Annotated in this window: 14 protein-coding genes and 1 pseudogene; 5 read left to right on the top strand and 10 right to left on the bottom strand. The window is 46.0% G+C overall.

Features of this window, described 5'->3' with window-relative positions:
• Positions 1 to 203: 203 nt before the first annotated feature.
• Positions 204 to 1,088 carry a nucleotidyltransferase-like protein gene (locus tag BR62_RS0110190; protein ID WP_007408569.1) on the bottom strand — a complete coding sequence of 295 codons (885 nt, stop codon included), beginning with the start codon at positions 1,086 to 1,088 and terminating at the stop codon, positions 204 to 206.
• A 200-nt stretch (positions 1,089 to 1,288) separates the two neighbouring features.
• Here BR62_RS0110190 and BR62_RS0110185 point away from each other — a divergent pair, with 200 nt between their 5' ends.
• A complete protein-coding gene (locus BR62_RS0110185) occupies positions 1,289 to 1,642 on the top strand; it encodes a YgzB family protein (protein ID WP_007408568.1) in 354 nt (117 codons plus the stop codon).
• A 34-nt stretch (positions 1,643 to 1,676) separates the two neighbouring features.
• On the opposite strand, the gene perR is transcribed toward BR62_RS0110185, so the two are convergent.
• The gene (gene perR / locus BR62_RS0110180; protein ID WP_003155465.1) at positions 1,677 to 2,114 is read right to left on the bottom strand and encodes a peroxide-responsive transcriptional repressor PerR; all 438 of its coding nucleotides are present in this window, start codon (positions 2,112 to 2,114) and stop codon (positions 1,677 to 1,679) included.
• Positions 2,115 to 2,238: 124 nt separating this feature from the next.
• Entirely contained in the window at positions 2,239 to 2,712 is a 474-nt protein-coding gene (gene bcp, locus BR62_RS0110175; RefSeq protein ID WP_003155466.1) for a thioredoxin-dependent thiol peroxidase, read from the bottom strand.
• Positions 2,713 to 2,869: 157 nt separating this feature from the next.
• Here bcp and BR62_RS0110170 point away from each other — a divergent pair, with 157 nt between their 5' ends.
• Together BR62_RS0110170 and BR62_RS0110165 are read left to right on the top strand one after the other, a co-directional pair.
• Positions 2,870 to 4,159 (top strand): glutamate-1-semialdehyde 2,1-aminomutase, encoded by a 1,290-nt coding sequence (locus BR62_RS0110170; RefSeq protein ID WP_007408567.1) that lies wholly within the window; start codon positions 2,870 to 2,872, stop codon positions 4,157 to 4,159.
• A gap of 209 nt (positions 4,160 to 4,368) precedes the next feature.
• Positions 4,369 to 5,433, top strand: a complete 1,065-nt coding sequence (locus BR62_RS0110165; RefSeq protein ID WP_007610190.1) for an aromatic acid exporter family protein — start codon at positions 4,369 to 4,371, stop codon at positions 5,431 to 5,433.
• A gap of 79 nt (positions 5,434 to 5,512) precedes the next feature.
• Here BR62_RS0110165 and BR62_RS0110160 read toward each other — a convergent pair whose 3' ends face one another.
• The 5 genes and pseudogenes from BR62_RS0110160 to fabL all read right to left on the bottom strand — a co-directional run bounded on the left by BR62_RS0110160 (position 5,513) and on the right by fabL (position 9,422).
• The gene (locus tag BR62_RS0110160; protein WP_014417243.1) at positions 5,513 to 7,255 is read right to left on the bottom strand and encodes an ABC transporter ATP-binding protein; all 1,743 of its coding nucleotides are present in this window, start codon (positions 7,253 to 7,255) and stop codon (positions 5,513 to 5,515) included.
• 84 nt (positions 7,256 to 7,339) lie between these two features.
• Positions 7,340 to 7,870 (bottom strand): nucleoside tri-diphosphate phosphatase, encoded by a 531-nt coding sequence (gene ntdP, locus BR62_RS0110155; protein ID WP_003155475.1) that lies wholly within the window; start codon positions 7,868 to 7,870, stop codon positions 7,340 to 7,342.
• Between the two features lie 135 nt (positions 7,871 to 8,005).
• The gene (locus BR62_RS0110150) at positions 8,006 to 8,272 is read right to left on the bottom strand and encodes a YgaB family protein (protein WP_003155476.1); all 267 of its coding nucleotides are present in this window, start codon (positions 8,270 to 8,272) and stop codon (positions 8,006 to 8,008) included.
• A 160-nt stretch (positions 8,273 to 8,432) separates the two neighbouring features.
• A pseudogene (locus tag BR62_RS0110145) lies at positions 8,433 to 8,585 on the bottom strand (gamma-type small acid-soluble spore protein); the annotation flags it as partial.
• A gap of 84 nt (positions 8,586 to 8,669) precedes the next feature.
• Positions 8,670 to 9,422, bottom strand: a complete 753-nt coding sequence (fabL, locus tag BR62_RS0110140) for an enoyl-[acyl-carrier-protein] reductase FabL (protein WP_032870733.1) — start codon at positions 9,420 to 9,422, stop codon at positions 8,670 to 8,672.
• Between the two features lie 81 nt (positions 9,423 to 9,503).
• Here fabL and BR62_RS0110135 point away from each other — a divergent pair, with 81 nt between their 5' ends.
• Positions 9,504 to 9,728: a hypothetical protein gene (locus BR62_RS0110135; RefSeq protein WP_007408563.1), complete on the top strand. Its 225-nt coding sequence runs from the start codon at positions 9,504 to 9,506 to the stop codon at positions 9,726 to 9,728.
• Between the two features lie 6 nt (positions 9,729 to 9,734).
• Here the strand turns inward: BR62_RS0110135 and mutY are convergent, their stop codons facing one another.
• Positions 9,735 to 10,832 carry an A/G-specific adenine glycosylase gene (gene mutY, locus BR62_RS0110130; RefSeq protein ID WP_032870730.1) on the bottom strand — a complete coding sequence of 366 codons (1,098 nt, stop codon included), beginning with the start codon at positions 10,830 to 10,832 and terminating at the stop codon, positions 9,735 to 9,737.
• A 225-nt stretch (positions 10,833 to 11,057) separates the two neighbouring features.
• Between mutY and BR62_RS0110125 the strand changes: the two genes are divergently transcribed.
• Positions 11,058 to 12,041 carry a metal-dependent hydrolase gene (locus BR62_RS0110125; RefSeq protein ID WP_003155481.1) on the top strand — a complete coding sequence of 328 codons (984 nt, stop codon included), beginning with the start codon at positions 11,058 to 11,060 and terminating at the stop codon, positions 12,039 to 12,041.
• On the opposite strand, the gene BR62_RS0110120 is transcribed toward BR62_RS0110125, so the two are convergent.
• Positions 12,038 to 14,623 (bottom strand): YfhO family protein, encoded by a 2,586-nt coding sequence (locus tag BR62_RS0110120; protein WP_032870728.1) that lies wholly within the window; start codon positions 14,621 to 14,623, stop codon positions 12,038 to 12,040. The genes BR62_RS0110125 and BR62_RS0110120 overlap by 4 nt on opposite strands.
• Positions 14,624 to 14,659: the final 36 nt, after the last annotated feature.

Raw genomic sequence — 14,659 nt, 5'->3', positions numbered from 1 at the left:
CTGTGCGATTTATTTAAAACTTTGAATTAACAGGTACGTTTTGTCTTGTTTAGTTTTCAAAGATCATTTCAACCTCATCTCGAGGCGACTTTTTCAGTATAACATTTCAGCGAGTTGCTGTCAAATGTTTTTTTGTTTTTATTTCTCCGCCGCTGTGAGCTTTTTGTTGAAGCGCATCAGCGACGTTTAATAATATACCATGCCTATGATTCAGCGTCAACACTTTTTTTGAAAGAATATCCTCGATGATATACTTCCTGCCCTTTGGTCTCTATTTGAGATACTTCAACAAAGCCTTTTTCCGTCAGGTAATCAAGCATGACACCAAGATCTTGGGTGAAGTGCACCAGTTCAGGGTGCTGAAGCAATTCTCCAAACTGCCACATTTCTTTTTCTTTCATCACTTGAAAAAGGTGCGCAGAACCGATTTCAGCTTTTGAATGGATGAGAAAATCATTTGCTAAGAATAATAATTCGAGTCTTTTCTCCAAACTTTCGTGACTCTCGACAAGTTCGGAATATAGCTTATATACCTGCGGCTCAATGTGACGGACCTGGTTCCAGACTGTCGTTTCGGGATAAAACCCCCGGTCAATCACTTCTATGCGGGCCAAGTGGTGAAGAGCATGCACTACCGCATAATATGCATCCAGAAAATGATCAGCTTCAAAAAACGCTTTTCCTTCTACAAATCTTCTGATCAGCTTGCCGTATTCCATTCCGATCTTTAATTTCCGCTCGGCGAAAGGAAAAGTGCTGAGCCGGTCATTGAGTTCAGATATATATTCATTGCGGTCAAACAGCACTTTGCCGTTGATGATCCAATCTATGACTCTTCTATTGGTCCCAAGCAGAATCCATTCCTGAAGCAGAGCATCCGTTACAATATGTAAAGAAGCGGTTTTTTGTTCGAATTCATAATGCTTTATAAAAAGAGGTTCATCAGCCTGTTTGACAATGACAAGCATGACCGCATCAAAGTTATCCGTGATGGATGATGCTTTACTCCTTCTCTCAATCATAAGGACGGCCAGCGTATCGGGATGACTTGCTCTTTCTTGGTAAATTGGACGGAGAAGATTGTCCATTACGATTCCTCCAATGCGATTGTTTCACAAGCTTATTTCTACATTTCTATGATAAAACATGAAAGTCCTTTTTTCTAAACACATTGCACTATTATAACAAATTTCCTTTCAGGTTCCATATTTATTCTTCCCTTTTCTTACGAAAACATGAAGAATATGCCATCTGTTTTGTGCTATAGTTAAACGAGAGGGGGATGGACATGGCGAAATACTCAAGCAAAATTAATAAGATCAGAACGTTTGCGTTAAGTTTGGTTTTCGTTGGGTTTATCATTATGTACATCGGGCTGTTCTTCAAGCAGTCTGTTTTGCTTGCCAGCTTGTTTATGATTCTCGGCCTGCTGTCGATCGGGCTCAGCACCGCCGTTTATTTTTGGATCGGCATGCTGTCCACAAAAGCGGTCCGGGTGATGTGCCCCGCTTGCGAGAAAGAAACGAAGATTCTGGGCAGAGTGGATATGTGCATGCATTGCAGAGAGCCGCTTACATTGGATAAAGGATTGGAAGGCAAAGCGTTCGATGAGTCTTATAACAGAAAAAACAGTGTAAAATAAACGAAGCTGACCGTATCAAAGCGGTCAGCTTCGTTTAGTGGTTTTCTTTTTTGGAACATTCTTGGCAGACGCCGTAAATCTCCAAACGGTGGTGGCTTACCTTAAACCCCGTGACGTGAGCCGCAAGCTGTTCCACTTCGTCAAGCCCGGGATAATGGAAGTCTACGATTTTTCCGCAGCTTTCACAAATGGCGTGATAATGGTCAGAGGTGACAAAGTCAAATCTGCTGGACGCATCTCCGTACGTCAGTTCCTTTACAAGCCCCGCTTCCCGGAATACACGCAAATTGTTATACACTGTCGCAACACTCATATTAGGGAATTTCCCTTCCAAGGCTTTATATATATCGTCCGCTGTCGGATGTGCCATAGAATCCACGAGATATTCCAGAATGGCATGACGTTGAGGAGTAATCCGGACTCCCGTATCCTTCAACGTGTCTAAGGCTTCTTTTAATTCATGTGCAGCCATCCGTCATGCACCTCTCTTCTAAAAAAGATTCTTACTTTATAATGTTTATAATTAGTGTACATCTTTTTCCGGTCTCCTGTCAAATGTAATCTGAAGAAAACCCCGTGAGTTCAGCATTTGTCCATTAATTAGACGCAATTTGTTCCAATTCTCGAAGCGCCTCGGCAACGTGATCTTTCACTTTTACCTTTCTCCACTCCTTCACAAGACGGCCTTCTTTATCTAACAAAAAAGTGGATCGCTCGATACCCATATATTCTTTCCCAAAATTCTTTTTCAGCTTCCACACATCAAAAGCTTCCGCCAATTTGTGCTCATCATCAACGAGGAGCTGGAAAGGAAGATCGTGTTTTTGCTTAAATTTTTCATGTTTATCACGGCTGTCAGGGCTTACTCCGATAATAACCGCATCAAGTCCCGCGAAACTTTCGTGCTGATCACGGAAATCACATGCTTCCGTCGTGCATCCGGGTGTCATGTCTTTCGGATAAAAATAGAGAACGACGTACTTCCCTTTAAAATCCGTCAATGCTACTTCTTCCCCGCTGTCATTCACTAATTTCATATCCGGTGCTGTTTGTCCGATTTCAATCGTCATTTCTTATACCTCCGGGTTTTTTATTAAGCGTATCCAATTCACGTTAAGATTACAACCGTTATCCTTCCGCTCTTTTCTGGAAGCATGAACCGTTGTGCTCGCAATGAAGCATGCTACAATAGAACATGATGTAAGGAGATATTAGGAGGGTCATTTTTTGTATACAAAATCAGTTGAACTTCATAAGGAAGCGTTAGAGCATATCGTCGGAGGCGTGAACAGCCCGTCCAGATCCTATAAAGCGGTAGGCGGCGGTTCACCCGTTGCGATGGAAAAAGCGAACGGCGCTTATTTCTGGGATGTAGACGGGAATCAGTATATCGATTATTTAGCGGCTTACGGCCCGATTATTACCGGACATGCCCATCCGCATATTACTGAAGCGATTAAAACAGCGGCTGAAAACGGCGTGCTGTACGGGACGCCGACCAAACATGAGGTCACTTTCGCCAAAATGCTGAAGGAGGCCATTCCTTCACTTGATAAAGTACGATTCGTAAACTCAGGCACTGAAGCGGTAATGACAACGATCCGGGTTGCACGCGCTTATACAGGCCGGACAAAAATCATTAAATTCGCCGGCTGCTATCACGGCCATTCTGATCTTGTACTTGTCGCTGCGGGTTCCGGTCCGTCTACGCTCGGCACTCCTGATTCCGCCGGCGTGCCGAAAAGCATCGCCAATGAGGTGATTACCGTTCCTTTCAATGATATTGAAAGCTACAAAGCCGCGCTGGATAAATGGGGTTCGGAAATTGCAGCGGTTCTCGTCGAGCCGATCGTCGGCAACTTCGGCATCGTTGAACCTGAAGAAGGATTTTTAGAACAGGTAAATGAATTGACCCATAAAGCGGGCGCGCTCGTCATTTATGATGAAGTGATCACGGCGTTCCGTTTTATGTACGGAGGCGCGCAGGATCTTCTTCAAGTGAAGCCTGATTTAACGGCGCTCGGTAAAATTATCGGGGGCGGCTTGCCGATCGGCGCTTACGGAGGCAAAAAAGAGATCATGGAGCAGGTTGCTCCGCTCGGCCCGGCATATCAAGCCGGCACGATGGCCGGAAACCCGGCATCTATCCTATCAGGCATCGCCTGCCTGGAAGTGCTGAAGGAAGAAGGCGTTTATGAGCGGCTTGATGAGCTCGGCGCCAGACTTGAGCAAGGCATTCTCGCCCATGCGGAGACACACGGCATTACCATCACCGTCAACCGTTTAAAAGGCGCGCTCACGGTTTACTTCACTGATGAAAAGATCGTCAATTACGAGCAGGCGGAAAATACGGACGGAGAAGCATTCGCCAAGTTCTTCAAGCTGATGCTTGAGCGCGGCATCAATCTCGCTCCATCGAAGTATGAAGCTTGGTTTATCACAACCGCACATACTGAAGAGGATATCGACGCCACTTTACAAGCCGTTGAAGATGCGTTCAGACATATGAAAAAATAACTGCTGAAACAAGCGGGAGCCCGGGGCTTCCGCTTTTTCTTTTTGTCCGATTTGTGAGATAATGGTTTTTTCAAAAAAAGACCTTGAATAATTGGTATGATCCCTGTATATTACTTTATTGTTTAGCAAATCAGCCGACAGGGAAATGTAAGTGTCAGCCGTTCGTTCGGCACATAATTTATTAGAGAAAGGAATGCACGCACAAACCAATGAAACTTGGTGCCCGCATTTTCAAAACAGGGATTGCGATTACGCTCGCGCTCTACTTAGCATCATGGATCGGACTTCCGTCGCCGATCTTTGCCGGGATTGCAGCTATATTTGCCATACAGCCCTCTATTTACAGGTCTTTTCTTATCATTATTGATCAGGTTCAGGCAAATATCATCGGCGCTGTCATCGCTACGGCATTCGGACTGATTTTCGGACCGAGTCCGATTATGATCGGATTGACCGCAGTGATTGTCATCACGATCATGTTAAAACTGAAAATTGAACACACCATTTCGATTGCGCTCGTGACGGTTATCGCAATTTTAGAAACACCGGGAAACAGCTTCCTGACGTTCGCTCTGATACGAACAAGCACCGTTATTTTAGGCGTGCTGTCTTCTTTTATTGTGAACCTTGTGTTTCTTCCGCCGAAATACGAAACGAAGCTGACTCATCATACGGTTGAATATACCGATGAGATCATGAAATGGATCAGGCTGACGATGCGTCAGTCCACGGAACACTCGATATTGAAAGAGGATATTGAGAAGCTGAAGGAAAAGATGATGAAGCTTGATCATACGTACCTTCTTTATAAAGAGGAGAGAAGCTACTTTAAGAAAACGACGTATGTAAAGTCGCGCAAGCTTGTATTGTTCAGACAGGCGATTATTACGGCGAATCGGGCGCTTGATACGCTGAAAAAGCTGCACCGCTATGAAAACGAGATTTATCATATGCCGGAGGAATTTCAGGAGACGCTGACAGAAGAAATTGATTATCTGCTTCATTGGCATGAAAGGATTCTGATGCGGACGGTCGGCAAGATCAAACCGCATGATGACGATGCTGAAGAAAGCATAAGATATAAACAGCTTTTGACGAAGTCTTTCTTGAAAAATCAGCAGAACTGCGAGGATGAACTGCTTGATTACAATATGCTCAGCATTATGGCTGCGGTTGCGGAATACCGCGAGCAGCTGGAGCATCTCGATACATTAATTACGAGTTTTCAGACATACCACCCGAAAGACAGCGAATTAGAAACAGACGAAGAGTAACCCGGTGCTTCCGTAAAACCGGGTTTTTTTGCATTCAAAAAAACGTATGCCGCCCATTCGGACGGCATACGTTTTTGTATCAGTTCAAATTCTGAATCGTAAATAAGTGTCTGTACTGACCGCCTTGGGCCATTAATTCCTCGTGCGTGCCGGTTTCGACGACGGCGCCGTTTTCCATGACGACAATTTTATCCGCGTGCGTAATCGTGGACAGCCTGTGGGCGACGATAAAAGTCGTCCGGTTTTTCGCAAGCTTTTCCATCGCTTCCTGAATGTAGTGTTCACTTTCAAGATCAAGAGCCGATGTCGCTTCATCCAAGATTAACAGCGGCGGATTTTTTAAGAATACACGCGCGATGGAAATCCGCTGTTTCTGCCCGCCTGACAATTTGACGCCCCGTTCGCCGACTTTGGTTTCATAGCCTTCGGGGAAATTCATAATAAATTCATGGGCATTTGCCGCTTTCGCAGCCGCAACCACCTCATCCAGAGACGCTCCCGGTTTACCGATGGCGATATTTTCACGAATCGTCTCACTGAACAGAAACGTATCCTGAAGCACCATTCCGACTTGATTGCGGAGGCTTCTCGCTTCATAATCGCGAATATCTGTGCCGTCAATCAGCAGGCTGCCGCCGGATACATCATAAAAACGCGGTATGAGGCTGACAAGCGTCGATTTACCGCCGCCGCTCATCCCGACGAGCGCGACGGTTTCCCCTTTTGTCACCTTTAAGGAAACGTCCTGCAAAATCGTTTCTTTTCCTTCCTCATAACGGAACGAGACATTTCGGAATTCAACTTCGCCCTTAATGCCGTCAGCTTTTACTGCATTCGGTTTATCAGTCAGTTCATACGGCTCGTCGATAAATTCAAATATGCGGTCCATTGAAGCGATCGACTGGGTCAGCGTCGTCGATGAGTTGATCAATCTTCTGACCGGATTGTACATTCTGTCAATATAGCCGACGAACGCAACCATCGTCCCTACCGTCAGCGGACCGTTTATGACAAAATAACCCGCAAACGCGATAACGAGCAGCGGCGCCAAATCCGTAATGGTATTCACGACTGCAAACGTTTTTGCGTTCCAATTCGTATGACGGATCGCTCTGTCCAGAAAATGTCCGTTTTTTTCATCAAAATTGGCTTGTTCATAATCTTCAATGGCAAAACTTCTGATGACGGGCATCCCCTGAACTCGTTCGTGCAAATGTCCCTGAACTTGGGCGAGTGCCTGAGAACGCTCACGTGTCAGTTTTCGGAGGCGGCCGTAAAAGTATTTCACTGAAATTCCGTATAACGGAAACAAAATGACAGATATCAATGTCAGCTTGACATCGAGTGTAAACATAATGCAGATGACGATTAGCACCGTCATCATATCAAGCCAGATATTCATCAGTCCCGTTATGACAAAGTCTTTTGTCTGTTCGACATCATTTATCACCCGGGAAATGACTTCGCCCGTTCTCGTGTTGGCATAAAACCTCAGGCTCAATTTTTGAATATGATCAAACAATACTCCCCTGATATCATAGAGCACCCGGCTGCCCGTCCATTGCGCGAAATATTGCCGATAGTACTCTACCGGGGGACGCAGAATTAAAAACAGCACAAACATGATGCCCATTATCGTGAATAGCGATGATGTTTTAGCGCTTGCCGTTCCGCTCCCTTGAATAATGTCATCGACCACGTATTTTAACAGCAGCGGGAGAGCCAGCGGGATGGAGAATTTTATGATGCCGATTAACACTGTGATAAAAATTTGTTTTTTATAAGGTTTTACAAATTGCATATAGCGTCTGATTACGCCCACACTTTATCCCCCTCTCTCTTTAAGGCGTGTGAGCCCATGTGAAAAACCTGTTGACACCCCAACAGGTTTTTTTTATTGTATTCTTTATTTTGTATATCGCAGATACCGTTCATACCACATATCAACAAATTCCGGAGCAAACGGTCCTTTCCGCTGATGAATCCAGTGCAGCAGCGTATTCAGATACTCCTTCAGAATGCTGTCGATCTCTTTAGGGTAATTCATTGATTTGCGGTGGTCATCGTATTCATCCTCGTCAAGAATGTTATACGTCATATCCGGAAACACCTTGACATCCAAATCGTAATCAATATATTTGATGGCCTCTCCGTCATAAGCGAACGGCGAGCTGATGTTGCAATAATAGTGTACCCCGTCATCTCTCAGCATTCCGATGACGTTAAACCACTGACGGGCATGAAAGTAGCAGATCGCCGGTTCTCTCGTCACCCACGTCCGTCCGTCGGATTCCGTCACCATTGTCCGGTCGTTGGCTCCGATGATACACAATTCCGTACTTTTTAAAATCGTCGTTTCATTCCAAATTCGATGAAGCAGCCCGTTATGCTTATAGCTGTGAATTTGAATGGTTTCTCCTTCCTTGGGATATCCCATATTTCTCCCCTACTTTCTGTAAAGCCCTGCAGTCAATGCAGCCGCAATTGCTTTCCGACAAGTCTTTTCACTATTATAACGTTACGAATTAAAAAATGAAAATAAAAGAACCACTCCGCTTCCGGAATGGCACATTCATTTCTGCACATAGGAAGACGGCTTTTCCGTGCTGCGATAAGACTGGATGACTTGCTCTGTCTGCCTTTGGAATAACTCCTGTATGCCGGCCAGATCTTTTCGCTTTGTCGCAATTTCGTCCTGTACATTGTCCAGCTTTGCATCTCTTTCCAGACTGATGAGTTCCGCTTCCACCTGGCGGCAGCGGTCAAGTTCTGACTGCAGCTCGAGAAGCTGATCCATGATTTTCATCTGTTCACTTACAAGCTTTTCAAACTCTGACATCGGGTTCCTCCTTAGGCTTTTAGGTTGATACTCCTTACCATTTCGATTTTCCGCCGGAAAACCCTTTGACTCATTCTGTAGAGGAATCACAAGTTTTGTCGTTTTGCCAACAAAAAAAAGCACTTCCATCCGAAGATGAAGTGCTTTTTCGTTTCAGTGATTAGCTGTTTTGTTGTTTGTTTTGTTCAGCAGATTGGTTTTGCTTTCTTACCTGCTGCACATCAGTTTCACTGCCGAATTCAGTGCCGAATTGACCCTGACCGGAAGCTGATTGCTGGTTTTGTTTTTTCACCTGCTGAACGTCTGTTTTGCTGAATTTTGAGTTTGCCATTGTTATCACCTCCACGCACTTTAGAATGCGCAGGAGACGATAAGGCTATTCATCTTTTTTTAAAACTTATACGAGCAGAGAACGCCCGCCGTCAATAATAATGGTCTGGCCGCGGATCATGTCCGCTTTTGAAGAAACTAAAAACTCCACCGTATCGATCATATCTTTAATTTCGACCATTCTGCCGGCCGGCGTATTTTGGCGGGCATCTTCCAGCAGTTCATCTCTGTTAGGGAAATGCTTCAGCGCGTCCGTATCAATCGCTCCGCCTGACACCGCGTTTACGATGATATTTTTCGAAGACAGCTCAACCGCCAGATAACGGGTTAACGATTCTAAAGCGGCTTTTGAGACTCCGACCGTCGTATAGTTTTCAAGATAGCGGATGCTGCCGAGCGAGCTGATGCTGACGATGTGGCCGCCTCCGTTTTTCTCCATCATCTTTGCCGCTTCCTGGGCGCAGAAAAGCAATGCTTTCGCATTGATATTCATCGTCCAGTCCCAGTGTGTTTCTTCGAGTTCCATGACCGGTCTCAGCACGCCTGAAGCCGCATTATTGACGAACACGTCCAGTCTGCCGAATGTTTCGTCAATCTGGCGGAACATGTCTTTGATTTTTGCCGGCTGGCCGACATTGGCTTTAATGACGAGCGTTTTAACGCCGAGTTTTTCAATTTCTTCGGCGGTTTCTAATGCCGCTTTTTTACTGCGGGCGTAATTGATGACGATGTTGTATCCTTTTTCCGCGAGTCTGATGGCGGCTGCTTTCCCGACGCCTCGGCTGCTTCCCGTGATCAGTGCGCATTTATTTTGTTCCATTTTTCCTCAGCTCCTTGCTGTGTATAGTTCTTTTCATTCAACAAACAATAAAAGCAATATGTGTTGAAAGGGGTCTTTTATATGTATGTCGGACGTGATATGGGCGAATTGGCCATGATGCCCAAAAAAGATTGGAGAGATTCAGAGCTCGCCTATTTCCATCATGCCTTCCAGCAAATTATGCCGTATTTAAACGAAGAAGGCCAGTCCAAATACCGGGAACTGATTCAGGAAATCGAAGCCCGCGGCGGACTGAAACGGAATGAAGCGGATTACGGCCACGGCACTCGCGTCAGCTATGACTGACGCTTTTTACAGGCGGCCGCTTTCTTCCGCCATTTTCCATATCTTTTGATGGGAAACGGGAAATGCGTATTCCTCGAGCTCCTCTTTTGTGACCCGTATGAATTCCGTTGTATCCGACACTTGTTTTACTTTACCGAAAAAGACCGAAATATTCCAGACGAGATGGGTGAAAACATGTTCTACGATACCTTCCAGCTCCCCGATTTCAGCGGTTGTTCCCATCTCTTTTTCTAAATAGGCTTCAAGCTGCTCTCTTTCGGTTTTGATTCCTTTCTGGGTTTCGGTATTCGGAAACTCCCACAAGTTGGCGAGCAAGCCTTTTGGCGGCCGTTTATGAATATAGACATCGTCTTGATCGTCTGTCAGCACAACGGCTGCCATTGTTTTTATTCCGGGCTTTTTCTTTTTGCTTTTAACGGGCAGCTCCCGCTCTGTCCCTTCCGCAAATGCCGAGCAGTGCTTTTGTACGGGGCAAAGCAGGCAGGACGGCGATTTCGGGGTGCAGATGATCGCGCCGAGCTCCATTAAACCCTGATTGAATTCAGATGGTTTTTCATGAGAAATGAAAGCGGATACCGCCTGTTCGAAAATGGTTCTGGTTTTAGGTTTTGCGATATCGTCCCATATGGAAAGAATTCTCGACATGACACGCATCACATTGCCGTCTACGGCGGGGATCGGTTTGTTGTATGCGATGCTGAGCACGGCGCCTTTTGTATAAGGGCCGACGCCTTTCAGTCCGCCAAATTCCTTTTCCTCGGCAGGGACGACTCCCCCGTACCGCTCATGCACTTCTTTTACGGCACTTTGCAGATTTCTTACACGGGAGTAATAACCTAGCCCTTCCCAGGCTTTGAGCACTTTTTCCTCATCGGCTTCAGCGAGCGCCGAAACGGTCGGAAATTGCTCAACAAACCGCCGGAAATAAGGGATAACGGTTTCTACGCGCGTCTGCTGCAGCATCACCTCTGACACCCACACCCGATACGGGTCCTGATTTTCTCTCCACGGCAGAATTCTCTGTTCTCTTTCGAACCATGTAATTAAGTCCTCGCGAAATTTGTCTATATCTTTTTGTTTCATTTTTTCTTCAAGTGCGTTCATATCTTCTCCTCAGATGTTTCGGGTTCCGCTTTTCTTGACACCGTATTTTGGTGTAAACTTAGGGCACGTTACGATAATATGTTACATTAAATAGTGATAAAGAAAAAGCGGAAACATATGAGAACGGCGGATAAACGCCATGATTGGGCAAACAGAAAATGGGGAATATCTTATAATGCGAAATATGCGGGCGACTGATTGTTAACGCCTGCTAGGAGGTCAACAATGGATACTGGCACTCACGTTGTCATGGGTATCGCGCTTGGCGGAATCGCAACTCTTGATCCTGCCGTCGGCATGCACACCCCCATGTCTCAGGCAGTTATGATTGCCGCTCTTGCCGGCTCTCAGGCACCTGATATTGATACCATATTGAAGCTGAAAAATAATGCCGTTTATATTCGAAATCATAGAGGGTTCACGCACTCCATTCCCGCCGTTTTATTTTGGTCCGTTCTGATTCCGGGTATTTTGTTTATGTTTTATCCAGAAGCGAACTTTTTGCACCTGTGGCTGTGGACGCTTCTCGCTGTCGTTTTGCATGTGTTTGTTGACATTTTTAACGCGTACGGCACGCAGGCCATCCGCCCGTTTTCGAGAAAATGGATCGCTCTCGGTTTAATCAATACCTTTGATCCGTTTATTTTCGTCAGCCATTTGGCCGCGATTGCCGTGTGGTATATCGGAGGTCATCCGGGCGTGACATTTCTGATGCTTTATATCATCCTCGCAGGATATTACGCCGTCCGGTTTTTGATGCAGCTGCGGATAAAGCGAAGGCTGCGCGAAATGATTGAAGAGGAGATTGAAACCATCATTATTTCGCCGACGATGAAATTCAGGCAGTGGCGTATCGCCGTGACGACGGCGCATGCCTTTTATGTCGGCAGAAGCCTTGACGGCCATGTCGTGATATTGGATACATTCAACCGCGTGCCCGTTCCGGAAACCGATGTGATGAAGGCCGCGAAACAGGACGAAAATATTGCAGCCTTTCTTTCATTTTCCCCCGTTTACAGGTGGGAGGTCGATACCTTTAAAGATCATTATGAGGTGCGCTTTATTGATTTGCGCTACCGGAGCAAAGGCCACTATCCTTTTGTCGCCATCGTCCACCTCAGTCATGATTTAGAGCTTCTCTCTTCTTACACGGGCTGGATTTTCAGCGAGGAAAAATTGCAGAAAAAATTAAAGCTCGGCTCTGTTTAAGAGCCGGGCTTTTTTTGTCTTCTCACATATATAACCGCAAACACGAGGCTGATCACCGATAGAGCGGCCGCGGGTTTAAAAAACGGCGGGTAATACGTTAATTGAATATCGTTTTTTCCTTTTTGCGCTTTAAATCCGATAAAGGAATAATCCGCTTTTTCAATCTGCTCTTTTCTGCCGTTTATCTTCAGCTCCCAGCCTTTTTCATATGGAATCGGAAGCATGATATACGGCGCGCGGGTTTTGTTATCATACGAGATATGAAGCGTATTTCCGCGCCAGCTTAGATCGGCCCGCGGTTCTTTTTCCGCTTTTCGGTATGCGCTTTTCAGCGTATCGTATCGTTCTTCATAAAGCGCCAGTCTGTCAAGCTGATACGATCCTTTCGGCAGACGGATTTGAATGTTTTTTGTTTTCGGCACTCTCACAGTAAGATCGTTGACACCTGTTTTGTAAATGGATTGATTCGATTTTCTCGTTGTCGTGTAATCGTTCACTTTTAATGTAAAGCCCTGGTCCTTCGCTTTATTCTTCAAATAAAAGCTGACGTAATAATCGCCGCCGTCCATCTTAGCGGCTTGCGGCGTAATGATCAGGCCGCCGCCGTCTTCGTTTACCGTCAGGATGCCGTTATGATAATCGCCATGTTCGGCCGCTACCTCTGCATGGCGGATCATATTTTTCGCCTCAGTCGCTTTTTTCGTGTTGGTTGTGCTTGATTCCATGACGATCCCGTCAAGCATTGCCCGTTCCCTGGCAAGGGCGGGCGCTTTTTTCAGGCCGCCCTCGTTATATACGCGATCGGCTGTCCGTACGAACGGAAGCATATATTGATTTTGATAAACCGCATAATGGGTTGATTCCATGATTTTTTTGAACCCGTACGGCACGCCGGCCTCGTTTGTTTTTTCCGTCATATAATATTTTCCGTAAAGCAGGCTGTATAAATTAGCCCTGTTTCCTAATGTCGCATAGCGGCTGACGCTTTCTCTGCCCATGTCAATCTGGAGGTCGTTCCAGTAAAAGGACAGCAGATTGCGGTTCAGTATGCTTGAGTATACGCTGAATCCGTTGAATCCGTATATGATCGGGGTGTTATTGAAGACACCGTTCATCCAATCTAAACGGGCAAACGGATCAGGGTCTTTTTCTTTCAGACGCTGAATGAGCTCTGATTGCTCTTTGCCTTTATAGTCAGCACCCGTCATAAAAGTATGCGATACCGTATAAATCTTCCCGCCTTCTGATAAAGCATATTTTTCATATGTATTAGCCGTAAGCACAGCCGTAAGCAAAATGACGGCATAGACGGCGGGCACCGCGCCTTTCAGTCTTGTCTTTGCTGCAAAGAAAGCGGCTATGCTCAGCACCAGAAGAAGGATGACGGGCAGGTTGGCGTGATCAGAAATATCCAGACTGTACCGCCTCACCTGGCTCCAATAGAGCAGAACGACGAGTACGGCGGACATCAGCATACTCTTCATGCTGATGTCTGAAAGCTTAGAAAGCCCGGCTGAAACCGTACCGGCAATCGTGAAGCACAGGACGTATTCAAACCTGTTCTGCGGAGCTGAAAAACCGTTAAAGGCACTTGCCGCGAACGGACTGAAGTGAAACAGAATATACAGCATACTGATTCCCGCAAACAGCCGGAACAAGCGGTTTTTGTATAAAGTAAATGTAAATAGAAAAAGCAAAAAAGCCGCCGGCAGGATGATAATCCGGCTAGAAAATAAAATGTTGTCGGAAAAATCAAGCCATGCAATATGCTCTGAATACGGCGGCCGCAGATTATGAAGGTATCCGTATACGACAGGAATAAAGGAAACTGCGCTTATGCCGAACCCGAGAAGGCCCGACAGAATAAATATCCTGCATTGAGTGAGCTTTTTCGCCTCATTGCCTTCAAGGGGGATCACCCACCTGAATAAGATATAAATGCCGATGAAAATCAGATTAATATACGCAAAATAAAAGTTGTTGATCAATGTCAGCGCACAGGCGAAGATAAACCACGCCGGCTTTTTTTCCCTGATGATTTTTTCCGCGCCCAACACAAGCAACGGCAGCCACACCATACTGTCAGTGAAAAAGTCCCAATATACCTCATGCCGGAAGTAGATAATCGAGACCCCGTACAACACGGCGCCCGCAAAAGCAGGCACCGTCCGTTTGACGAAATAACGGAACACACACGCCGCCGTGAATATGATAAAACTCTGCTTGGCAATGCTGATAAAAACGGAGGCCTGCGCCCAAAACAGCGCATCAGCCTCACCCGTCAGCTGAATAAGCTGCAAAAAGCGGACAGCGGCGGAGATAAACAGGAATAGAAAAGAAGTAGAGAAATAATAGCCGAGCTGACTGTACACGCCCCCGCCCAGTCCGAACGAATAGCTGTAAAACAGCCTGCCGTTCATATATTGATCAAACAGCAGCTTTTTGAAGACCGCCATTTGGGCGATCCCGTCTCCAGACCCCGTCATATAGCGGCCTGCCGACCACTCTTTTAAGAAAAAAATATGAGCGGCTGCCGCAGCCAGCACACAGGCTGCCGGCAAGATCCATTTGTTTTTTTTCATACAACGTCCCCAGACCCTGCGCACAGCGGCGCCTGT

Origin of the sequence: Bacillus sp. UNC69MF (genome assembly GCF_000746035.1) — a bacterium.
GTDB lineage: Bacteria > Bacillota > Bacilli > Bacillales > Bacillaceae > Bacillus > Bacillus velezensis.
Note: the sequence above shows the minus strand (reverse complement) of the source record. Positions and strands in the feature narration are given on the sequence as shown.